Origin of the sequence: Ideonella azotifigens (assembly GCF_021043325.1) — a bacterium.
GTDB classification, from domain to species: domain Bacteria; phylum Pseudomonadota; class Gammaproteobacteria; order Burkholderiales; family Burkholderiaceae_C; genus Ideonella; species Ideonella azotifigens.
The window spans coordinates 469,120-491,695 of record NZ_JAJNKD010000003.1 but is presented as its reverse complement, the minus strand read 5'-3'; the positions used below and the strand labels follow the sequence as shown (position 1 = coordinate 491,695).

Genomic DNA, 22,576 nt, shown 5'->3' with positions numbered 1-22,576 from the left:
CGTGAGAAAAAGAACCGTGATGAAGAACAATCTTTGGGCCGCTCGCCTGCTTGCCTCTGTCGCACTGGCCGCCTGCGCTGCCGCGGCCTCACCCGCCGCGGCAGTGGCACCAGGACAGTTCGCACCGGAGATCAGTGCGACCGCCGCAGGCGGCCAGCCTCTGCGCCTGGGGAGCTTCCAGGGCCAGGTGGTGCTGCTGGATTTCTGGGCCTCGTGGTGCGGGCCTTGCAAGAAATCCTTCCCCTGGATGAACGAGATGCAGGCCAAGTACGGGCCTGCAGGCCTGCGCATCGTGGCAATCAACCTCGACGAGCGGCGTGAAGATGCCGAGCACTTCCTGGCCCAGGTGCCCGCCAAGTTCACCATCGGCTTCGACACGCAGGGCAAGACACCGGGCCTGTTCGGCGTCAAGGGCATGCCCAGTTCGGTGCTGATCGGCGCCAACGGTTTCATCGACAGCGTGCACGCCGGCTTCCGCGACGAAGACGCCGCCGTGCTGGAGCAGCGCATTGCCCGCGCACTGGAAGCGCGGCGATGACACCTCGCCTGTTCGCCGCCCTGGTGGTGCTGTCGTCGCTGGCCGGCTGCGCGCTGCCCGGATCGCACTCTGGCAAGGAGGCGCCCTCTTCCGACTGGTTGTCTGCAGGGCCCAAGCCCTGGGAGAAGGGCAACCTGGCCAAGCCCGAGATGACCATGGGGGGTGACGCGCTGGACCAGCGCTACACCCAGCACATCTACCAGAGCAAGGAGGCGGCCGCTGGCGGCGGCGGCGTGGGCGGAGGCGGCTGTGGCTGCAACTGATGTCGCCCGCCCGCTCGGCTGGCTGGCCGCGGCTGCCTTGGCAGTGCCCGGCGTGATGCCACGCCCCGCGCTGGCCGAAGAAGCGCCGGAAAAGGCCTTGATCGCGCTGAAGTACCTGCACTACCAGGACAGCCAGTCGGTGAAGACGCAGTACCCGTTCTACGACGGCAGCGAGCCCTCCACCTTCAAGCGCATCCAGGTCAGCTCGCCGTCGGCCCTGCTGAGCCTGCCGATCGGCAGGCAGTGGCTGGTCGACGCCTCGGCGGTGGTCGACGAAGTGTCCGGCGCCACCCCGCGCTACTACAGCGACATCAGCGGTGCCAGCCGGATGAGCGATCGCCGGGTGGCCGGCGACCTCAAGGTCACGCACTTCAGCGAGCGTTCTGCCCTGGCCGTGGGCGTGTCGCACTCCAGCGAGAACGACTACGTCTCCAACGCGCTGTCCGTCGAGGGCCGCTGGTCCACCGAGGACAACAACAACACCCTCACGGCGGCGCTCGGCCTGAGCAAGGACACCATAGCGCCCACCGGCGGCGGCGTGCTGGGGGTCGCTCAGGATCACAAACGCACCATCGAGACGATGGTGGGGGTGACACGCGCGTTCACGCGCAACGACCTGATCCAGGCGACGCTGGGCCTGAATTTCGGGAACGGGTATTTCAGCGACCCGTACAAGCAATTCGACAGCCGGCCCCGAGAGCGCTTCACCACCGTCTTCCAGCTGCGCTGGAACCATCACATGCAGGGATGGGGCGCCACGCTGCGAACCGGCTACCGCTACTACCACGACAGCTTCGGCATCGGCGCGCATTCGCTGGACGCACAGTGGGTGCAGCCGGTGACCGAAAGCCTCAAGCTCTCGCCGCTGCTGCGCTACTACACCCAGTCCTCCGCTTCGTTCTATCACGACCCGGTGACCGACGTCGAGGTCTACCCAGGCCTGCCGGCCGAAGCCACCTACAGCTCGGACGACCAGCGACTCTCGGCCTTCGGCGCCTTCACGGCAGGACTGAAGGCCGAGTACACCCTGGGTGCCTGGACGGCAGATGCCAAGGTCGAGCGCTACGAACAACGCGCGCAGTGGCGGATCGGCGGCCACGGCTCGCTGGGCATCGATCCCTTCCGTGCCACCTCTCTTCAACTGGGCCTGGCCTACAGCTTCTGATCGCCACCATGATGAATCCCCTGCATCCCTGGCCCAGGATCCCCGTGAATCTTGCCGTTCTCCTCCTGCTCGCCAGCTGCGGCGGCGGCAGTGGCAACCAGCCGAGCTGGAACACCGATGCCGTCAGCGGCACGACCATCGGCTCGACCGAAACCTCGGGCGGCGGTGGCAGCACGGGTGGTGGAGACAGCAGTGGCGGCGGCACCAGCGGAGGCGGCACCGGTGGTGGGGACACCAGCGGCGGCAGTACCGACGGAGGCAGCAGCGGTGGCGGAGGCAGCAGCGGTGGCGGGGACACCAGCGGAGGTGGCACCAGCGGCGGCGGCGCGGGCGGTGGCGATACCAGCGGAGGCGGCACCGGCGCCACGGCTTCGTGCTCGACGCTGGCCCTGTGCGACGGCTTCGAGTTCGACACGGCGGACAGCGCGCCGGACGCCGCGCGCTGGAGCGTTGGCGGGCCGAACTGCTTCTCCGGCTCGGGCCACGCCGTCATCGATGCCACGCAGGCCCACAGTGGAACGCATTCCGTGCGCATCGACCCGGGCAGCGACTACTGCGGCCACGCCTTCATCCAGAACGCCACGATCAGCCTGCTCGGCAATGTGCGCTACGGCCGCTTCTACATCCGGCTCGCAAGCGCCCTCAACGATGCCCACGTGACCTTTCTTTCGATGCGGGACGCGAACGATTCCAACGGTTCGCAAAGCCAGGAGCTTCGCATGGGCGGACAAAGCGGCATCCTGATGTGGAACCGGTCCAAGGACGATGCGACGCTGCCTTCGCTCAGCCCGACAGGCATCTCCTTGAGTCAGGCCCTGAAGCCCCAGACCTGGACCTGCGTCGAGTTCCGCATCGACCAGTCTGCCGGCACCATCCAGACCTGGGTCGACGGCGTGGCGCCCGCAGGCCTGCAGGAGGACGGCACCGCCACCAACGATGTGGACCAGAGCTGGATCACGCAGTCCCCCTCCTGGCGGCCGGCGCTGAGCGACCTGAAGCTGGGATGGGAGGCCTACGGCGGCACCACCAACACCGTCTGGATCGATGACGTGGCACTGGGCAGCGAGCGCATCGGCTGCACCGTGCAATGAGTGCCGCGGGCGCAAGTGCCCAGGCGGAGTTCCACACGGACTTCCACGCCATGGGCAGCCCCTGCCGCATCCAGGTCCAGCGCGCCACGCCGGCCACCGCACCAGCCGTCGAGGCGGCCATCGCCGAAGTCCACCGCATCGAAGCCAAATACTCACGCTATCGAAACGACAGCGTGGTGTCGCACATCAATCGGGCCGCAGGCTTATCGGCCCCGGTCGAACTCGACACCGAGACTTGCGACCTGCTGGACTTCGCCGTCAGCGCCCATGCAGCCAGCGGCGGCGCATTCGACCTCACGACCGGGGTCCTGCGGCGCGCCTGGGACTTTGGTGCCGGCCGCCTGCCAACTGCCGGGGAAATCGCCGCACTGATGCCGCTGGTCGGCTGGTCCCAAGTGACGTGGCAGCGCCCGGCGTTGCACCTGCCAAGGCCCGGCATGGAACTGGACTTCGGCGGCATCGGCAAGGAGTACGCCGTGGACCGTGCCGCCACGCTGCTGGCCGAGGCCGGAATCGGCGCCGCGCTGGTCAACCTCGGCGGCGACCTGCGCGCCGTGGGCCACCGCGACGACGGCCAAGCCTGGCACTTCGGCATCGCCCATCCCCGGGACGCCAATGCCATCGTGGCCAGCATCCCGCTGCACCAGGGCGCGCTGGCCACCAGCGGTGACTACGAGCGCTACTTCGAGATTGATGGCCGGCGCTACTGCCACATCCTGGATCCGCGCAGCGGCTGGCCGGCGCAGGGCTGGCAGTCGATCAGCGTTGTCGCACCCGCCTGCCTGGCAGCCGGCACGATCTCCACCATCGCGATGCTGCTCGGCCCACAGGCCCTGCCCTTCCTGCGCAGCCAGGGCCTGCCCTTCCTGGCCATCGACGCCAATGGCCAGCCGGAACGGGGCGAGCCCGAAGCCTTGCCCGCGGCCCAGGCCGGCAACTGACCCGCAGCGCGGCCGTGAGCCCCGCGACAATGGCGGCATGCTGAGCCCGTCCGCCACCGCCCCACAAGACACCGCCTCCTTCGAGCCAGGCGCGGCGCCGCCTGCCGAAACCATCGCCGTGATCGACTTCGAGACCACCGGCATGGCCGGCCAGGGCGCCCGCGCGACCGAGATTGCCGCGGTGCTGGTGAGCGGCGGGCAGATCGTCGGCCAATACCAGAGCCTGATGCGCAGCGGCGCCTGGGTGCCACCGTTCATCGAGCAGCTGACCGGCATCAGCAACGCGATGCTGGCCGATGCGCCCCCGGCCGACCAGGTCATGCACGAGGTCCTGGCCTTCACCCGCGGCTGCCCGCTGGTGGCCCACAACGCGCCCTTCGACCGCAGCTTCTGGCGCGCCGAGAGCGCACTCGCCGGCGCCCCCGAAGACCCGGCACACGAGGAATTCGCCTGCACCCTGCTGCTCAGCCGCCGGCTCTACCCCGACGCGCCCAACCACAAGCTGGGTGGCCTGGCCGAGCACCACGCGCTGCCGCGCGAAGGCCGGGCCCACCGCGCCTTGTCCGACGCGCTGCTGACCGCCCACCTGCTGCTGCGAATCCAGTCCGACGTGCTCGCGCGCCACCCCGGCCCGGTCCTGCCGACCGAGGCCGACCATGGCTTGCTGCGCCGGCTGCAGCGCCTGCCGCGCCGCCGCATGGAACGCTGCCTGCCGGCCGATTGGCGCTGAGCAAAACTGTTCGGCCCGGCTGGACCAGCGGTTCCTGCGACAGCAACGAGCGGTTACCGAGCCCTGTCGGTCCTGCTGTAAAGTAACCTCAAATTGCCGGCATTGACTTGGAACGTCGCCCTCGCGCGCTGATCTTTCAGGGATGACCGGAATGCGGGCGGTCCGGACGACCACCGCGCGGGCCGGCCCCACACCGGCAACGTGCACCGCCCATGTCTGCAGGAGTGCCGCGGCCACCGCCCGAGCCGCCGGCCCTTTGGTTTGGGAGTAGTACCTGTGTCTTGCCATCCGTGCCACTCCGCGTGGCCGCCGCGCTTCGGGCTGCAGACACGGGACCAGACATGGGTCTGCTGAACATGCTGCCGGCAGCCTGGCGCCGCAGCACTCGCCCCGCCACTGCCACCCGGCCCAGCGCCAACCCAGCACCGGCTTCGCCAGTGGACGAGCCTGGCTGGGTCAAGGCCGAGCAGGCCATCATGGGCACCGCCATCAGCGCCGAGCTGTGGTGCGAAGACCCGGCCCAGGCCCAGGCCGCGCTGGCCGCGGTGATGGCCGAGATGCACCGCATCGACGCGGCGATGAGCCCGCACAGGCCCGAGTCCGAACTCTCGCGCATCAACCGCGAGGCTGCCGAACATGCCGTGCCGCTGAGCGAAGAAATGGCCGGCCTGATCGCCCGCGCGCTGCACTTTTCCGAACTCTCCGGCGGCGCCTTCGACATCAGCTACGCCAGCGCCGGACAGCTCTACGACTACCGCGCCGGCACCGCCCCCAGCGACGCCGCGCTGGGGCCAGCCCGTGAAGCCATTGGCTACCGCGGCCTGCTGCTGGACCGCCAGCAGCGCACGCTGCGCTTCGCCAGGCCCGGCATGCGCATCGACCTCGGCGGCTTCGCCAAGGGCCACGCGGTGGACAACGCGATTGCGCTGCTGAAGCAACGCGGCATCCGCCATGCGATGGTGGCCGCCGGTGGCGACAGCCACCTGCTGGGCGACCGCCGCGGCCGGCCGTGGATGGTCGCCGTGCGCGACCCGCGCGAGGCCGGCGCCAACATCGCAGTGCTGCCGCTGCAGGACGTGGCCATCTCGACCTCCGGCGACTACGAGCGCTTCTTCATCGCCAGCGACGGCCGCCGCCACCACCACCTGCTGGACCCGCGCACCGGCCGTTCAGCCGAAGGCGTGCGCAGCGTGACCATCCTGGCCGACGACGGCCTGACCACCGAAGCGCTGTCCAAGACCGTGTTCGTGCTGGGCGCCGCCGCCGGGCTGAAGCTGATCGACACGCTGCCCGGCGTGGACGCCGTGATCGTCGATGGAAACGGCCAGTTGCACTTTTCCGGCGGATTGCGCCAAGCCGGGCACTGAATCTGCATCGTCAGCATGGTTTTTCCTCGCCTTGACGTTCTTTGTCACTTCCTCCGCGCGCCCTCTATGCGAAAGCCCGTCATGAATCCAGTTGTTGACCTGCGCACCCGTGCCGGGGCGGCTTTCACGCTGCTCATCGCCAGCGTGCTCGCTGGCTGCGGCGGTGGCGGCAGCACCAGCGGCGACTCGACGCTGACCGTCAACGGCGATGTGCCGCTGGTCTACGTCAAGCGCGTCAACACCGTGGGCCTGAACCCCACCGACGGCACCGGCTTCGCTGAGGGCGGGGACCTGATGCTGCGGGAAAAGTCCTCGCCCAGCGCGCCTGAGCACAACCTCACCACGCTGATCACCCAGGGCAAGGGCGACGCCTCCGACCCCGAAGTCTCGTACGACGGCAAGAAGGTCATCTTCTCGCTGCGCTGCCCGACCAGCAACACCTCGCTGGTCAACGGCCAGCCGGCCTGCACCGGCCGCTGGAACATCTGGGAATACGACATGACGACCGGCGGGCTGACCGCAGGCACCTTCCGCCGGCTGACCAGCTCGACCGATGACGACGACGTCGACCCGGCCTACCTGCCGGGCAACCGCGGCTTCGTCTTTGCGTCGAACCGCCAGGCCAAATCCCACCTCAGCCAGGCACTGGGCCGCAGCTACTACGCGCTGGACGAATACGAGCGCGAGCGCACGCTGAACATCCACAGCATGGATGTGGACGGCAACAACATCGTGCAGCTGACCTTCAACCAGAGCCATGACCGCAACCCGGTCGTGCGGCCGAATGGCGACGTGATGTTCTCGCACTGGGACCACGTGGGCGGGCGCAACCATTTCAAGGTCTTCCGCATGAAGCCGGACGGCACCGACCTGTTCGTGCTGTACGGCGCGCACAGCGAAGGCAACAGCTTCCTGCACCCGCGCGACATGGACCCCAAGGGCGCGTACGCCGGCCAGTTGTCGACCGACCTGATGCCGCTGTCGCGCACCCACGAAGGCGGCGCGCTGATGCGGGTTGACGTGGCCAATTACTCCGAGCAGAACACCCCCGCCAACCCCAGCGTGCCCACACAAGGTGGCCAGGCCCAGATCACCGATCAGCTGCTGGAAATGGACCGTGGCCTGTCCAACTATGGCCGCGTCACCACGCCCTACCCGCTGTGGGACGGCACCGACCGCCTGCTGGTCGCCTACCGCCCCTGCGAGGTGACACGCGACGGCAACGTCGTCTCCTGCGCCACGCTGACCGCCGACGAGATCGCCCGCCTCAGCGACGGTGGTCGCAGCCGGGACGCCGTGGCCGCCGACACGCTGCAGGACGACGTGCCGCCGCCGTACGCGATCTACATGTTCGACCCGGCCAAGCAGACCTGGCTCAACGTGGCCTCGCCCGACGCGGGCTTCATGTACACCGACCCGATTGCGCTGCAGGCCCGCACCGAGCCGAATGCCACCGACCCGACGCCGGTGGACAGCGACCTGGCCTCGCAAGACCTCGGCCTGCTGGAAGTGCGCAGCGTCTATGACACCGATGGCCTGGGCCGCATGGGCGACGCGGTGCTGGGCGCCACCGACCTCGGCGAGAACTGCAGCGCCGCCATCCCCAAGACCGCGCCCACCGACCCGCTGGACACCCGCTCGCAGGTGGCCGACCTGGTCAAGATGAAGGACCCGGCCGACCCGGCTTATCACTGCTCTCCGGCCCGCTTCGTGCGCGCCACGCGGGCAGTGGCGCCACCCTCTGGCAGCATGGGCCTGCGCCAGGCCATTGGCGAAACCGACTTCGAGCCGCAGCAGATCCTGGGCTATGCCCCCATCGAGCCGGATGGCTCGTTCAAACTCACGATCCCGGCGGACACCCCGGTGGCGCTGGCCGTCATCGACTCGCAAGGGCGGGCCTTCCAGACCCACACCAACTGGATCCAGGTGCGCCCAGGCGAGCGCCGCACCTGCGATGGCTGCCACAGCCCACGCCGCGGCGGCTCGCTGAATTCCGGCACCGTGGTCAACACCGTGCCCACCGCGCTGCGCAGCGCACTCACCGCCTACCGCACATCCGGCGAAACGCTGGCCGGCACCCGCACCCGGCTGGACCCTGCGGCCCTGAAGCTGGTGTCCGACCTGATGTATGCCGACATCTGGGCCGACGCCACCCAGCCCGGCATCACCGCCCGCCCGGCCATTTCGCTGCGCTACACCGGCAACGACAGCAGCGCCGACGACCTGGTCACCGCAGCTCCCGCGAACGGCATCATCAACTACGTCGACAACATCCAGCCACTCTGGACCCGCACCCGCGGCACCGATGGCGCGATGACCTGCGCCGGCTGCCACAACGCCACCAGCACGACCAGCAAGCTGGACCTGAGCGCCACGCTGGCCGGCAGCGGTCGCCTGGTCTCGTACGAGGAACTGCTGATCGGCGACCCGGTGCTGGACCCGAAGACCGGCCTGCCGCAGACCCACCTCGAAGAAGGCGTGCCCATGGTCACGCGCCAGGCCGCGCTGGTGCAGAACGACGCCAGCGAAGGCAACGCGCTGGGCCTGGCACGCAAGAGCCGGCTGATGGAAATCCTCTCCGGCCAGAAGCTGATGGCCAGCAGCGACGCCTCGACCGCCCACCCCACGCCCGCGTCGCCGGCACCGGACCATGCCACCCTGCTGAACGCGGCCGAGAAGCGCCTGGTCGCCGAATGGATGGACCTGGGCGGCCAGTACTACAACGACCCCTTCGATGCCAGCGGCGTGCGCACCGTGGCCACGCTGGACGAGAAGGCCTTCGAGGCCAGCATCCATCCGATCCTGATGGCCAACTGCGCCAACGGTTGCCACATGGCCATCGGCAGCAGCGCGGCCAAGGACTTCCACGAGAACAAGTTCGTGCTGACCGGCAGCGAGGAAGGCGACTTCAACGTCTCGCTGTCGATGATCTCGGACGTCTGCTCGCCAGCCACCAACCCGCTGATCGCCCGGCCGTCCACCCTCCCTCACCCGGCCGCCGCCGCCAGCCAGGCACAGGCCGTGCTCCCGGTGGGCAGCAGCACCTACAACACGATGGTGGCCTGGATCGCGGCCGGCTGCAGCAACCCCGCGGCTGCCGGCAAGCACAAGGCCGGCGTGAAGCCGCCTCCCGCACAGAAAGCCGCGCTTGCCGGCACCCGAGTCTCCGCCCGATGAACCTGCTGCTCCCGTTGTTCCCGCCCAGCCTGCGCCCTGCGGCACGGCTGGCCGCCCTGGCCGCCCTGGCCGCCGGGCTGTCTGCCTGCGGTGGCGGTGGCCCGCTGGGCAACCCGCCTGACATCACCAACCCGCCCGGCGCCACAGGCGAGAAGTTGTCGTTTGCCTACTACCAGAAGTGCATCCAGCCCATCCTCGATGCGGCGCTGGCAGCCCCGGACGGCAGCAACCACACCAACACCTGCGCCAGCGGTGGCTGCCATGACAACACCACCGGCACCGGCGGCGCGCTGCGCGTGGTCGGCGGCGCGGCGGCCCAGGACCTGAGCCAGTCGGCGGACGTGATCCGCGCCACCGACATGTACCGCAACTTCTATTCGGCCCAGGGCGTGACGCTGCCTGGCAATGCCGACGACAGCCGGCTGTTCGACAAGCCCTTGCTGAAGAACGTGCTGCACGGCGGCGGCCTGATCTTTGCGAGTGAGTCCGATCCGAATGCGCAGAAGATCCGCTACTGGATCTCCAACCCCGCGCCGCAGGGCCAGGACGAATTCAGCACCGCCTCCTACAGCATGTTCACACCCGCCGACCCGGCCACCGGCACCTGCAACACGACCCCATGAGCTTTTTCTCCCGTCTGGGCGGTGTGACAGGCCTTGCCGCACAGCTGACGATTTTGGTCGCCCTGGCAGCTTCGGCCGCCTCCGCAGTGGCGCAAACTGTCATGCCAGCAGTCGACGCGCCAGAGGCTGTGCCATCGGTCGGCATTCCGCAGCCCCTGGTCTGGGTCGGCGCCGAGCCTGGACGTGACGACAAGGTCGAGATCGTGCAGGTCCAGGTGGCCTACGTCGAGATGCGCAGCGGCCCGGGCCGCGGCTACCCGATCTTCTACGTCGCCAAGCGCGAGGAGTGGCTGCGCATCGAGTTGCGCCACACCGACTGGTACCAGGTCCGCACCGCCAACGGCAAGGTCGGCTGGGTGCAGCGCGGCCAGCTGGAAAATACCGTCGTGGCCGGCGGCGACCAGCTTTACCGCAACGTGGTGCTGGGCGACTACCTGAACCGCAAGGTGGAGCTGGGAGCCGCCTGGGGCCGCTTCAAGTCCGAGCCGATGATCCGCTTCTGGACCGCGTATCGCATGTCCGACACGCTGAGCCTCGAAGGCTCGCTGGCCCAGGTGCAGGGCGTGTACTCCGGCAGCACGCTGTGGCATGCAGACCTGATGGCCGAGCCCTGGTCAGACCAGCGCCTGTCGCCGTATTTCGCGGTCGGCGTGGGCCAGTTCAAGAACATCCCGAACCAGAGCCTGGTCGAGTCCCAGACCACCGATGCCAAGCTGGCCGACATGCGGCTGGGCCTGCGCTGGCATCTGACTGACCGCTTCGTGCTGCGGCTGGACGGCACGCTCTACACCGCCTTCCTGTCGCAGCAGCGCACCGGCGAATACCGCGCGTATTCGGCCGGCCTGTCGTTCTTCTTCTGATTGCCACCCATGGCCCACTTTTCCTCCCGCACGCTCCTGGCCGCCAGCGCGCTGCTGCTGTCCCTGCCCGCGCTGGCTGTCGACACCACCACCTCGGGCGACCAGCAAGCCGTGGTGCCGCAGATCCAGCGCAGTGACCTGCGGCCGGCCCGCTTCCCATCCAACGACTTCGAGGTCGGGCTGTTCGGCGGCATCTACGGCACGCAGAACTTCGGCGCCAGCTTCGCCGGTGGCGCGCGTGTCGGCTACCACATCACCGAAGACTTCTTCGCCGAAGCCGCCTACGGCCAGACCAATGTCACGGACGAGGCCTTCCGCCGCGTGCTGCCCGGCGGCATCTTCACCAGCGACACAGAGAAGCTCAGCTACTACGACCTGTCGGTCGGCTGGAACATGCTGCCCGGCGAGATCTTCCTCGGCAGCAGCACCGCGAAGATTTCGCAGGTCTACCTGATCGGCGGCCTGGGCCGCACCAGGTTCGTCGACCAGCGCGAGCAGACCTTCAACTTCGGCGTCGGCGTGAAGGTCTTCCTGGCCAACTGGTTCGCGCTGCGCGTGGACATGCGCGACCACATCTTCACGCTGGACCTGCTGGGCAAGCGCGACAGCACCCACAACCTCGAACTGACGACCGGCGCGTCGTTCTTCTTCTGACCGTCCTGCCTGCGTTCCCTGCCGTTGTCATGAACCTCCTGTCTACCCTGCTGCGCCCCGCTGCGCTGTGCCTGCTGCTGCTCGCAGGCCTGGCCCAGGCCACGCCCACGCCCAATGCCCCGGCGCCCGATTTCACGCTGCGCACCGCCGAGGGCCGCAACCTGCGCCTGCAGGAGCAGCGCGGCCAGGTCGTGATGCTGAACTTCTGGGCCACCTGGTGCGGGCCCTGCCGGGAAGAGATGCCTCAATTGGGCAAGCTCTACGAGCGCTACCAGGGCGCCGGCTTCCAGCTGCTGGGGGTCAACGTGGACGAGGACCCGGCCGCGGCCGCGGCGCTGGCGCAAAAGCTGGGCGTGAAGTTCCCGGTGCTGCTGGACAGCGCCAAGCAGGTCAGCAAGCTCTACGAGCTGAACTCGATGCCGTCCACCGTGCTGATCGACCGTGACGGCAAGGTGCGCTTCCTGCACCGCGGCTACCGCGCCGGTGTCGAGCAGACCTACGACCAGCAGATCCGCACGCTGCTGAAGGAGTGACGCGATGACGAACCTCCTGCGCACCCTGCCCGCCCTGGCCCTGCTGGCCGCCACGCTGCTCGCCGGCTGCAGCACGCCGCAGCCCTGGGTCCAGCCCTATGAGCGCGAGCGCCTGGCCGACCCGATCATGCAGTTCTCGCGCGACAGCCTGGCCGAAAAGCACCGCGACCATGTCTACACCGTCCGCGAAGGCGGCCGCGGCGCCACCGGCGTGCAGGGAGGTGGCTGTGGCTGCAACTGAGATGCTTCGCCGCATCGGTGCCGCGCTCGGCTCCCTGGGCGCCGGCCTGGCCGCGCTGCTGGGCCACGGCGGCGCGCGCGCTGTGGACCTGCCGGCCGACACCGCTGAAGCGATGGTGCACATCTACGACGGTGGCGGCGTCAAAGCCGTCGGCCCGGCCTTGCTGATCCGCAAGAACATTGCCGACACCGTCTCGCTCAGCGGCACCTACTACGTGGACCTCGTGAGCAACGCCTCGATCGACGTGGTCACCACCGCCAGCGCCTACCACGAGATGCGCAACGAGCTCTCCCTGAGTCTGGCCTATGCCACGCGCGACAGCCTGATCACGCTCGGCGGCTCGCACAGCCAGGAGCCGGACTACGTCGCCAACAGCTTCTCGGTCGACGTGTCGCAGGAGATCCTCAGCGGCCTGAGCACCATCTCGCTGGGCTTCACGCGCGGGCAGGACCAGGTCGGCATGCACGACAACCCGAGCTTCTCCGACAGCGCCAGCCACTGGCAGTACCGCGTCGGCGGCAGCCTGATCCTCAGCCCGCGCTGGGTCGCCAGCGCCAACCTCGAAGCCATTGCCGATGACGGCTACCTCGGCAGCCCCTACCGGCTGGCGCGTGTCTTCGGCTCCTTCATCCACGAGAACAACCCGCGCACCCGCTCCGGCCGGGCGGTCAAGTTCCGCGTGATTGGCGACGTGGGCGAGGCCGGTGCCCGCAGCGCCGTGCATGCCGAATACAGGTACTTCTGGGACAACTGGGCGATCCGCGCCAACACACTGGAGGCTGGCTACACCCGCTACCTGGGCGATGCTTTCCTGATCGATGGCTTCGGCCGCTACAACCACCAGACCAAGGCCTTGTTCTACAGCGACAACGCGCCCACCGAAACCACCTACTTCAGCCGCAACCGCCAGCTCGGCACCTTCAACAGCATGTCGCTGGGTGCGCACCTGAGCTGGAACGCGGCCAACGTGCCAGGCAAGTACGACGTCAAGCTGCACGGCTCCTGGGAAATCGTGCGCTTCGACTACCAGGACTTCACCGACATCCGCACCGGCAAGCCCTACGCCTTCACCGGCCATGTGGTGCAGCTCTACATGACCGCGAGCTTCTGATGATGCCCATGACCTTCCCCCAAGCGCTGCGCAAGGCATTGGCTGCCGCCGGCTGCCTGCTGGCCCTGGCCGCACCTCTCACCAGCTGGTCGCAAGCCACCGCGCCCGAGGCGGCGGCTTCTGCTCCTGCTGTGGACCCTGCTGCAGCCGCTGTGCCCGCGACCGCTGCATCCGCCCCGTCCGACCCGGTGGCGCTGGACGCGCGCGTCGAAAGCCTGAAGTCCGACGTGATCCAGCTCAACCGCGACCTGCTGCTGCTCGAAGAGGAACTGCTGTTCCCGGCCAGCACGCAGGTGGCCGTGTTCGTCTCCAGCGACGTCGGCGACCTGTTCCTGCTGGACTCGGTGCAGGTGCTGCTGGACGGCAAGGAAGTCGGCAACCACCTCTACACCGAGCGCGAGCTGGTGGCGCTGCGGCGCGGTGGCGTGCAACGCCTCTATCTGGGCAACCTGCGCAGCGGCGAGCACACGCTGGTGGCCATCTTCGTCGGCAAGGGCCCGCACGAACGCGACTACAGGCGCGGCACTACGCTGAAGTTCGAGAAGGGCAGTGAGCCCAAGTACGTCGAGCTGCAGATCAAGGACTCGGCGCGCACGCTGCAGCCGGTGTTCGACGTCAAAGTCTGGCAGTGACGGCGGTCGTGAAATCTCTCTTGCTGCGCCGCTGGGCGGCGGCCGCGGCCTGCAGCGCGTCGCTGGGCAGCATGCTGCCGTGCGGCTCGCTGGCCGCCGAGGCGCCATCGCCCACCATCACCGTGCAGGCCCCGCACTATGGCGACGCGCTGTTCTACTTTTTCCAGGACCAGTACTTCACCGCGGTCACCGGCCTGATGGTCTCGCAGACGCTGCACCGCGTCGCCCCGCATGACGACGAGGCCGAAGTGCTGCGCGGCGGGCTGCTGCTGTCCTACGGCCTGCACCGCCAGGCCGCCCAGGTCTTCGAGCGGCTGGTCGAGCGCGGCACCGATCCGGCCACGCGCCGCCGCGCCTGGTACTTCCTGGCCAAGATCCGCTACCAGCGCGGCCTGGTCCAGCCGGCGGCCGATGCACTGGCCCGCATCGACGGCCCGCTGCCGCCGCAGCTGGCAGACGACCACGCGCTGCTGCAGGCCCAGGTGCAGATGGCGCTGGGCCAGTACGGCCCCGCCGCCGACGCGCTGCGTGGACTGGCCGAACGCAAGCCTGCCGCCCGGGCGTCCGGCTGGGCGTCTGTCTGGACACTGGGCTGGTTCGGCCAGCAGTACGCCGACGACGAGACCGACCGCGCCACCCGCTATGCCCGCTTCAACCTGGGCGTGGCGCTGATCCGCAGCGGCCAGCGCGACTCCGGCGTGAAGATCCTCGACGAACTCGGCCAGCAAGCCGCCGGCAACGAGGAAATGCGCGCACTGCGCGACCAGGCCAACGTCGCATTGGGCTACAGCGCACTGCAGGCCGAGGAACCGGAAAACGCCCGCAAATGGCTGGAGCGCGTGCGCCTGAACGGCCCCGCCTCGAACAAGGCGCTGCTGGGCTTCGGCTGGGCCGCGTTGTCGCTCAAGCAGCCCAAGCTGGCGCTGGTGCCCTGGACCGAACTGGCCAAGCGCGACAGCGACGACGCCGCGGTGCTGGAAGCCCGCCTGGCCATGCCGTACGCGCTGACCGAACTCGGCGCCATTGCGCCGGCGGCCGCGCAATACGAGCAGACCTTGGGCCAGTATGCCCAGTCCGACCAGCAGCTCGACGAGTCGATCGCCGCGCTGCGCAATCCCGGCTGGCTGGACGCGCTGCTGACGCTGAACCCCGGCGAGGAGATGGGCGCACTGCGCCAGATCTCTCGCCTGCCGCAGATGCCGGCCGCCGGCCACCTGCGCCTGGTGATGGCGCAGAACGATTTCCAGGAAGCCTTCAAGAACCACCGCGACCTGCGCTTCCTGCAGGCCAACCTGGCCGACTGGCGCAGCAAGCTGGCCAGCTACCGCGCAATGCTGGACCACCGCCGCGAGTTCTTCGACAAACGCCTGCCAGTGCTGCACGCGCAGACCGGTGGCATTGACCTCGCCCCGCGCAAGCAGCTGCGAGACCAGTTGAGCGCTGAGCTGGCCCAGGCCACCACCGATGGCGACGGCCTGGCCTTCGCCGACGCTCGGCAGCGCAGCCTGCTGGGCCGCGCCGGCACCGCCCGTGACACGCTGGATCGTCTTGCCGCCGCACCGGATGCGCCCGACACGGCAGCCCAGCGCGAGCGCCTGCGCCTGCTCTCGGGCGTGCTGAGCTGGGAGCTGGCCGAGGCCTACCCCGAGCGCGCCTGGCAGGCCCGCAAAGGCCTGCAGCAGCTGGGCAAGGAACTGGACACCGCCGGCCGCCGGCTGGAGGAACTGCTGCAAGCAGAAGGCAGCGAACGCCAGCGCCTGGACTCGCTGGGCCAGCGGCTGGAGGTGATGGCCCGCCGCGTCGAACAACTCGCGCCGCAGGTCGCGGCCCTCAGCGGCGTGCAGCAGCAGGCCTTGCAGACCATGGCGATTGCCTCGCTGCAGCAGCAGAAGGAACGCCTGGCCGGCTACACCACCCAGGCGCGCTTCGCGCTTGCCCAACTGCACGACCAGGCACTGGAACGCACCCCCGGCACCGGCGACGGCCCTGCCAAGCCCGAAGGTGCCAATGCCAAGCCCTGACGCCATGAACCTCCTGCGCACGCCCCTGGGGACCGCCGTTTTGGCCGCGCTCGCCGTGCTGCTGAGTGCCTGTGGCACCAAGCCCAGCTCGCCCGACAACGAACCCACGCTGAAGGCGCTGGCGGGCCGCACGGTGGATGTGCCGGTGGGTGGCCAGCCGATGAAGAGCAGCGAGTCGCAGGCGATCGCCGCCTACACCGCGCTGCTGGCCGCCGGCCCCACGCCCAAGCAGCGCGCCGAAGCGCTGCGCCGCCTGGGCGACCTGGAAATGGACCGCAGCGACCGTGTCGCGGCCGCCGCCAGCGGCCCCGAAGCGACCCAGGAATACAAGGCCGCCATCACCCGCTACCAGGACTACCTGCGCGCCTACCCGCAGGACCCCGGCAACGACAAGGTGCTGTACCAGCTGGCCCGCGCGCATGAGCAGGCAGGCGACCTCGAATCCGCGCAAAAGGTGCTGGACCGGCTGGTCGCCCAGTACCCGCAGACCCGCTACCGCGACGAGGCCGAGTTCCGCCGCGGCGAGCAGTTGTTCACCGCGCGCCAGTACCCGGCCGCCGAGACCGCCTACGCCACCGTGCTGGCCGGTGCCAAGGACAACCCGTACCGCGAGCGCGCGCTCTACATGCAGGGCTGGGCCCAGTTCAAGCAGGGCCGACTGGACCAGGCCCTGGCCTCCTTCCTCGGCGTGCTGGACGGCCGCCTCGCCGGCAAGCCCGACGACGTGCCGCTGGAAAAACTGCCCGACCTGACCCGCGCCGACCGCGAACTGGTCGAAGACAGCTTCCGCGTCACCAGCCTGGCGCTGCAGAACCTGCAGGGCGCTGAGAGCATCCCGGCGCTGATTCAAAGCGACGCACGCCGCAGCTACGAGGTGCGGCTGTACCAGCAACTGGCCGCGCTGTACCTGAAGCAGGAGCGCCCCAAGGACGCCGCCGACACCTACCTCGCCTTCGCCCGCCTGCACCCGCAGCACGGCCAGGCACCGGTGCTGCAGGCCCGGGTGATCGAGATCTACGAAAAAGCCGGCTTCGCGCAGCAGGCCCTGGCCGAGAAGAAGGCCTTTGTCGGCCTGTACGGCCCGGGCAGCGCCTTCGAGAAGGCCAACCCCGTCGCGTGGAAGCAGGCCCAGCCGCTGGTCAAGACCCACCTGGCCGCACTGGCCGCTCACTACCATGCGCTGGCCCAGGCCAAGCCAGCCCCCGTCACCGCGGCCAACCGCGGCCCGACCGACGCCGAGCTGGCCGCGCAGCACACCGCCGCCGTCACCGAAGCCGTGCAGTGGTACCGCGCGCTGCTGGCCGCCTTCCCGGACGACGCCGAAGCCGCACGCAACCGCTTCCTGCTGGCCGAGCTGCTGTTCGAGAACAAGCGCTTCGCCGAAGCTGCGACCGAATACGAGCGCGTGGCTTATGCCGCAGCGCCCGCACCCGCCGCCGCGGCCTCAGCGCCGGTTGCCGTGCCCCCCGGCAATGCCGACGCCGGTTATGCCGGCCTGCTGGCCCACGCCGAGCAGGCCAAACTGGCAGGCGACGACCAGCGCACCACGCTGCAACGCGAAACCGTCGCCAGCGGCCTGCGTTTTGCCAAGCGCTACCCGGCCGACTCGCGCACGCCGGCCGTGCTGGCGAACGCCGCCGACACGCTGCTGCGCCTGGGCGACGCCCCCGCCGCTGCCGACGCCGCCCGCCAGTTGCTCGCGCTGCAACCCGCCGCACCCGACGCACAGCGCCGCGTCGCCTTCACCGTGCTCGGCCAGACAGCGTTCGACGCCAAGGACTACGCCGCTTCCGAGAAGGCCTACCGCGACAGCCTGGCGCTGACGGCCGCCAATGCCGCAGAACGCAGCGGCCTGGCCGAACGCCTGGCTGCCGCGATCTACCAGCAAGGCGACCAGGCCCGCGCCGCCGGCCGCAGCGCCGAGGCCGCCAACCACTTCGAGCGCGTGGCCGAAGCCGCGCCGTCGTCCAGCGTGCGCGTGAATGCGCAGTACGACGCTGCCGCCGCGCGCCTGGCGCAAAAGGACTGGGCAGGTGCCGTGCGCCTGCTGGAAGACTTCCGCCAGCGCTACCCGAACCATGCGCTGCAGAAGGACCTGCCGCCCAAGCTGGCGCTGGCCTACACCGAGCTGGGCCGCTGGGCCGAAGCAGCCGCCGAGACCGAGCGCGTGGCCGCCGCCACGCCGGACGCCGAGCTGGCCCGCGCCGCGCGCTGGCAGGCCGCCGAGCTGTACGAGAAGGCCCAGGCCGCCCCGCAGGCCGCTGCAGCCTGGGAGCGTTATGTGCGCCAGTACCCCGCACCGCTGGACGCGGCCATCGAAGCCCGCGCGCACCTGGTCAAGCTGAACGCCGGCAACCCGACGCGCGCACTGGCCTGGCAGCAGGAGATCCTGCAGGCCGACCGCGCCGGCGGCAGCGCCCGCACGCCGCGCACCCGCGCGCTGGCCGCGCAGGCGGCGCTGGCACTGGCCGAGCCGGTGGCGGCGCGCTACCGGCAGGTCGCGCTGGTCGAGCCGCTGCAGGCCGCGCTGAAGCTGAAGAAGAGCAGGTTCGACGAAGCGCTCAAGGCTTATGCCCTGGCGACCGAAGACGGGGTGGCTGACACCGTGACTGCCGCGACCTACCAGACCGCCATGCTCTACCAGGACTTCGGCCAGGCCATGCTCAGCTCCGAGCGGCCCAAGAAGCTCTCGAAGACCGAGCGCGAACAGTACGACGTGCTGCTGGAGGAGCAGGCCTTCCCGTTCGAGGAAAAGGCCGCCGAGTTGCACACACTCAACGTCCAGCGCAGCACGCAAGGCCTGTACGACGACAGCGTCAAGCGCAGCTTTGCCGCGCTGCGCACGCTGCGCCCGGCCCGCTACGGCAAGGCAGAACGCAGCAACGACGATCTCAGCGCACTGCCGCCCCAGGCAGCCGAGGCCGCACGGCAGCGCGAGGCCGGCCAACTGGCCGAGGCACTCGCCAGTGGGGATGCTGCCTTGACCGCCAAGCCCGACAGCGCGACCCTGCACGCGCAGCGCGGCCTCACGCTGCGGCTGATGGGCCGCTTTGCCGACGCGCGCGCCGCCTACGAAAAAGCCCTGGCGTTGGATGCCAACCATGCCAACGCCGCGCTGAACCTGGGCGTGCTGCTGGACCTGTACCTGGACGATGCCGCCGGCGCCCTCGTCCAGTACCAGCGTTACCTGGCGCTGACCCCCGCCGGCGACCCGGCGGTGGCCAAGTGGGTCACCGAGCTGAAGAACCGCAAGCCGGCGCCTGGCGCCGCAAAGAAGGAGGCCACCTGATGCACCCTGCCCGCTGCCTCACCTTGTTGAGCCTGGCCGCCGCGTGCGCCATGCCGGCGTGGTCCCAAACCAGGTCCGCGAAACCCGCTGCCGCGCCCGCTGCATCTGCTTCAGCCGCCGCGCCGGCCGACAGTGGCAACACCGACCACGCCGACCTGGAGACGACCCAGATCATCGGCAACCGCGAGTTGCCCAAGGTGCTTTACATCGTGCCGTGGAAGCGCCCGGTGCCGACCTCGCTGTCCGGCAAGCCGCCCGGCAGCGTGCTGGACGAAGCGCTGGCGCCGCTGGACCGCGACGTGTTCCGCCGCGAGGTGGCCTACGGCGCCAACGCGCCGGATGCCAAGGCAGCTGCAAAACCAGACGCCACCAAGTGACGCCGCACCGAGCCGACCCGATTCAGATTCCTCTTTTCTTCCCGACTTTGCCTGTACCCGGAGCCTCCCGATGAATGCCATCAGTATCGCCATCAAGTTCATCCAGGACTGCGGCCTGTTCATCTACCCCAGCCTGCTGATCATGGCGCTGGGCGTGTCGATCGCGATCGAACGTTTCATCTTCCTGCGCCGCGCGCGCAGCGAGAACCGCAAGCTGTGGGAGAAGGTGCAGCCGCTGCTGCAGGGCGGCCAGTGGAAGGAAGTCAACAGCCTGGCCGCCAAGAGCGACGCGGCCATCGGCAAGCTGGTGCACAACGGCCTGGCCCGCATGCAAAGCTCGCGCAAGCGCGACGACATCGACGCCGCGATGGAAGAAGGCATGATGGAAATCGTGCCGCGCCTGGAAAAGCGCACCCACTACATCGCCACCTTCGCCAACGTCATCACGCTGGTCGGCCTGCTGGGCACCATCATGGGCCTGATCAAGGCCTTCACGGCCGTGGCGCAAGTGAACCCGGCCGAGAAGGCCGAGCTGCTGTCGGCCTCGATCTCCATCGCGATGAACAACACCGCCGTCGCGCTGATGGTGGCCATTCCCTTCCTGCTGATCCACGCTTTCCTGCAGGCCCGCACCGCCGAGATCGTCGACGGCCTGGAAGCCGCCAAGATCAGCTTCCTGAATGTCGTGCAGCGCCTGGCGCCCGAAGGCAGCGTCAACCGCCCCGCCACCGCTGACAGCGCAGGTCGGCCGGCATGAGGGTGCGCCGACTCCGCAAGGAAACGGCGCACCTGGAAGTCACCGCGTTCATCAACCTGATCGTGGTGCTGGTGCCCTTCCTGCTGTCCACCGCCGTCTTCACCAAGCTGGCGGTGATGGACCTGTCGCTGCCTGCGCCGGCCGCCGGCGTGATGCAGTTGCAGGTCGACAAGCTGCAACTCGAAGTGGTGATCCGACCGGACGCGCTGGACGTGGGCGACCGCGTGGGCGGCCTGATCCTGCACATCCCGAACACCGCAGACGGTGCCTACGACTTCAAGGCGCTGAACGCCGAGATGCTGGTCATCAAGCAGCGCTTCCCGGACGAAAAAGCCGCCAGCGTGCTGGCCCAGGCCAACACGCCTTACGAAACGCTGGTGCAGGCGATGGACGCGATGCGCGCCACGCCCACGCCAGACCCGGCCCACCCCGGCCGCACGGTCAGCACCGAGCTGTTCCCGGCACTGGCCATTGGCGACGCGCCGGTGAAGTCAGCCGGCGCCGCAGCGCCAGCGCCAGCCACCGCGCAAAAAGGCAAGTGAGGCCCGCATGAAACTCACGCCGCTGCAAAAACGCGCCGCCCGCAAGGCGCGCAACCAGACCGGGTTGGACATGAACCTGGTCTCGCTGATCGACGTCTTCACGATCCTGATCTTCTTCCTGCTGTCCAACTCGACCGAGATCGACATCCTGCCGAGCAACAAGGCCGTGATGCTGCCCGAATCGGCGGCCGAGACCTCGCCGCGCGAGACGCTGATGGTGCTGGTCAGCGCCAGCGAGATCATCGTCGGCAGCAAGGTCGTCGCCTCGGTGCCCGAGGTGATGGCATCCAACGAGGACCTGATCGCCCCGCTGCAGGCCGAGCTGGTCGAGCAACAGGCCAATCACAAGCCGGTGCAGACAGACGACCCGGTGAAGCTGGCCCAATCCCAGGCCATCACCATCCTGGGCGACAAGGCCATCCCCTACCAGCTGCTGCGCAAGGTGATGACCACCTGCGCCAGCGCGAACTTCACCAACGTGTCGTTTGCGGTGCGGCAGAAAGTGGGGAGTGCGTCATGAGCGCGGTCCTGTCTTTCCGTTCAGGCGTCCTGGCTTGGGACCATGCGCCGGATGACCTGAGCCGCTACCGGCGCACCCAGGCCACGGTGCTCGCCATCGTCGCGCTGGTGCTGCTGCTGGCCCAGGTGCTGCCGCCGCCGGAGATCCTGCGCGAGCCTACGCCTGCGCCGCTGCCGGCGCCCATGGCCAAGCTGATCCTGGAAAAGCCGGTGCCGCTGGTCTTGCCGGCGGTCAAACCCAAGGTCGAAGCGCCGGTCGCCAAGGCCGAGGTCAAGCCGGTGGAACCAGTGGTGCCGCCGAAGGCCCCCCCCAAGCCGCAGGTCGCCAGCCAGCATGACGGCGGCAAGCCCATCATTGCCGAGGCCCGCAACCCAGTGCCGGACAAGCCGCCAGGCGAGGCCATCGACGCGGCGCGCCGCAAGGCCACCGGCGTGGGCCTGCTGGCGATGAAGGACACGCTGGCCGAAATGCATGGTGCACCGACTGCCGTGCAGCTGAACCAGAACATCAAGCCCGGCGCAGGCGTGGGCAGCGGCACCGGCCCCGGCGTGGGCGCCGGCACCGAGCCCGGCCTGCCGACCCGCGCGATGATCACCGCCAATGCCGGCCAGGGCAGCGGCGGCATCAACACCGGCAGCCTCAGCCGCGACAGCGGCGGCGGCGGCCTGGCCGGCCGGTCGACCACGCTGGTCGCGGGCGTGGCTGGCGGCGGGGGTGGCGGTGGCGCCGGGGTGGGTGGCAGGGGCGGCAGCGGTGGCGGCACCGGCAGTGGCGTCGGCACCGGGTCCGGCAACGGCCAGGGCGGCACGGTGCAGCGCGGTGGCGGCGGCAAGGCGGCGCGGTCGCTGGAAGACGTGCGCCTGGTGTTCGAGCGCAACAAGGGGGCGATCTACGCGATCTACAACCGGGCGCTGCGCGAAGACCCTTCGCTGCAGGGCAAGGTGGTGCTGGAGCTGAAGATCGCGCCGAGCGGCCAGGTCGAAGGCCTGCGCATCGTCTCGACCGAGCTGAAGGCGCCCGAGCTGGAAGCCAAGCTGCTGGCCCGCATCCGCCAGTTCGACTTCGGCGCCAAGGACGTGGAGCCGATGAGCGTCAACTACCCGCTGGACTTCCTGCCGTCGTGAAGGCAGCCGCCCACTGGCGG

At 69.3% G+C, this 22,576-nt stretch carries 22 protein-coding genes; all 22 read left to right on the top strand.

Annotation, left to right across the window (positions count from 1 at the left end; all coding sequences use genetic code 11):
* The first annotated feature begins 19 nt into the window (after nt 1-19).
* On the top strand, nt 20-538 hold the full coding sequence (locus LRH25_RS10310) for a TlpA family protein disulfide reductase (protein WP_141290186.1): 519 nt from the start codon (nt 20-22) through the stop codon (nt 536-538).
* Nucleotides 535-801, top strand: coding sequence for a DUF4266 domain-containing protein (locus tag LRH25_RS10305; protein WP_141290184.1), 267 nt, complete (start codon nt 535-537; stop codon nt 799-801). The genes LRH25_RS10310 and LRH25_RS10305 overlap by 4 nt, the downstream gene beginning before the upstream one ends.
* Nucleotides 788-1,966, top strand: a complete 1,179-nt coding sequence (locus LRH25_RS10300; protein ID WP_141290185.1) for a DUF3570 domain-containing protein — start codon at nt 788-790, stop codon at nt 1,964-1,966. The genes LRH25_RS10305 and LRH25_RS10300 overlap by 14 nt, the downstream gene beginning before the upstream one ends.
* A gap of 44 nt (nt 1,967-2,010) precedes the next feature.
* Nucleotides 2,011-3,057, top strand: coding sequence for a hypothetical protein (locus tag LRH25_RS33065; protein WP_310742421.1), 1,047 nt, complete (start codon nt 2,011-2,013; stop codon nt 3,055-3,057).
* Between the two features lie 50 nt (nt 3,058-3,107).
* Nucleotides 3,108-3,998: an FAD:protein FMN transferase gene (locus LRH25_RS10290; protein ID WP_231011100.1), complete on the top strand. Its 891-nt coding sequence runs from the start codon at nt 3,108-3,110 to the stop codon at nt 3,996-3,998.
* 37 nt (nt 3,999-4,035) lie between these two features.
* Entirely contained in the window at nt 4,036-4,728 is a 693-nt protein-coding gene (locus tag LRH25_RS10285) for a 3'-5' exonuclease (protein WP_259373959.1), read from the top strand.
* A gap of 341 nt (nt 4,729-5,069) precedes the next feature.
* A complete protein-coding gene (locus LRH25_RS10280) occupies nt 5,070-6,095 on the top strand; it encodes an FAD:protein FMN transferase (RefSeq protein ID WP_231011099.1) in 1,026 nt (341 codons plus the stop codon).
* A gap of 81 nt (nt 6,096-6,176) precedes the next feature.
* Complete coding sequence (locus tag LRH25_RS10275) at nt 6,177-9,272, top strand: HzsA-related protein (protein ID WP_231011098.1); 3,096 nt, start codon at nt 6,177-6,179, stop codon at nt 9,270-9,272.
* Nucleotides 9,269-9,895 carry a hypothetical protein gene (locus tag LRH25_RS10270; protein WP_231011097.1) on the top strand — a complete coding sequence of 209 codons (627 nt, stop codon included), beginning with the start codon at nt 9,269-9,271 and terminating at the stop codon, nt 9,893-9,895. The genes LRH25_RS10275 and LRH25_RS10270 overlap by 4 nt, the downstream gene beginning before the upstream one ends.
* Nucleotides 9,896-9,996: 101 nt before the next feature.
* On the top strand, nt 9,997-10,755 hold the full coding sequence (locus LRH25_RS10265; protein WP_141290862.1) for an SH3 domain-containing protein: 759 nt from the start codon (nt 9,997-9,999) through the stop codon (nt 10,753-10,755).
* 9 nt (nt 10,756-10,764) lie between these two features.
* Nucleotides 10,765-11,409: an outer membrane beta-barrel domain-containing protein gene (locus LRH25_RS10260; RefSeq protein WP_141290860.1), complete on the top strand. Its 645-nt coding sequence runs from the start codon at nt 10,765-10,767 to the stop codon at nt 11,407-11,409.
* 29 nt (nt 11,410-11,438) lie between these two features.
* Nucleotides 11,439-11,942 carry a TlpA family protein disulfide reductase gene (locus LRH25_RS10255; RefSeq protein ID WP_141290859.1) on the top strand — a complete coding sequence of 168 codons (504 nt, stop codon included), beginning with the start codon at nt 11,439-11,441 and terminating at the stop codon, nt 11,940-11,942.
* Nucleotides 11,943-11,946: 4 nt separating this feature from the next.
* Entirely contained in the window at nt 11,947-12,183 is a 237-nt protein-coding gene (locus LRH25_RS10250; RefSeq protein WP_231011096.1) for a DUF4266 domain-containing protein, read from the top strand.
* Nucleotide 12,184: 1 nt separating this feature from the next.
* Nucleotides 12,185-13,294: a DUF3570 domain-containing protein gene (locus LRH25_RS10245; RefSeq protein WP_231011095.1), complete on the top strand. Its 1,110-nt coding sequence runs from the start codon at nt 12,185-12,187 to the stop codon at nt 13,292-13,294.
* Nucleotides 13,295-13,302: 8 nt separating this feature from the next.
* Nucleotides 13,303-13,926, top strand: coding sequence for an AraC family transcriptional regulator (locus LRH25_RS10240; protein WP_231011094.1), 624 nt, complete (start codon nt 13,303-13,305; stop codon nt 13,924-13,926).
* Between the two features lie 8 nt (nt 13,927-13,934).
* Complete coding sequence (locus LRH25_RS10235; RefSeq protein ID WP_231011093.1) at nt 13,935-15,947, top strand: tetratricopeptide repeat protein; 2,013 nt, start codon at nt 13,935-13,937, stop codon at nt 15,945-15,947.
* Nucleotides 15,948-15,951: 4 nt separating this feature from the next.
* On the top strand, nt 15,952-19,236 hold the full coding sequence (locus tag LRH25_RS10230; protein WP_231011092.1) for a tetratricopeptide repeat protein: 3,285 nt from the start codon (nt 15,952-15,954) through the stop codon (nt 19,234-19,236).
* A complete protein-coding gene (locus tag LRH25_RS10225; RefSeq protein WP_231011091.1) occupies nt 19,236-19,613 on the top strand; it encodes a hypothetical protein in 378 nt (125 codons plus the stop codon). The genes LRH25_RS10230 and LRH25_RS10225 overlap by 1 nt, the downstream gene beginning before the upstream one ends.
* Nucleotides 19,614-19,683: 70 nt before the next feature.
* A complete protein-coding gene (locus LRH25_RS10220) occupies nt 19,684-20,370 on the top strand; it encodes a MotA/TolQ/ExbB proton channel family protein (protein WP_141290262.1) in 687 nt (228 codons plus the stop codon).
* Nucleotides 20,367-20,912, top strand: coding sequence for an ExbD/TolR family protein (locus tag LRH25_RS10215; RefSeq protein ID WP_141290261.1), 546 nt, complete (start codon nt 20,367-20,369; stop codon nt 20,910-20,912). Before LRH25_RS10220 ends, LRH25_RS10215 begins: the two co-directional genes overlap by 4 nt.
* A 7-nt stretch (nt 20,913-20,919) precedes the next feature.
* Nucleotides 20,920-21,432, top strand: a complete 513-nt coding sequence (locus tag LRH25_RS10210) for an ExbD/TolR family protein (protein ID WP_141290260.1) — start codon at nt 20,920-20,922, stop codon at nt 21,430-21,432.
* On the top strand, nt 21,429-22,556 hold the full coding sequence (locus LRH25_RS10205) for an AgmX/PglI C-terminal domain-containing protein (protein WP_231011090.1): 1,128 nt from the start codon (nt 21,429-21,431) through the stop codon (nt 22,554-22,556). Before LRH25_RS10210 ends, LRH25_RS10205 begins: the two co-directional genes overlap by 4 nt.
* The last annotated feature ends 20 nt before the right edge of the window (nt 22,557-22,576 follow it).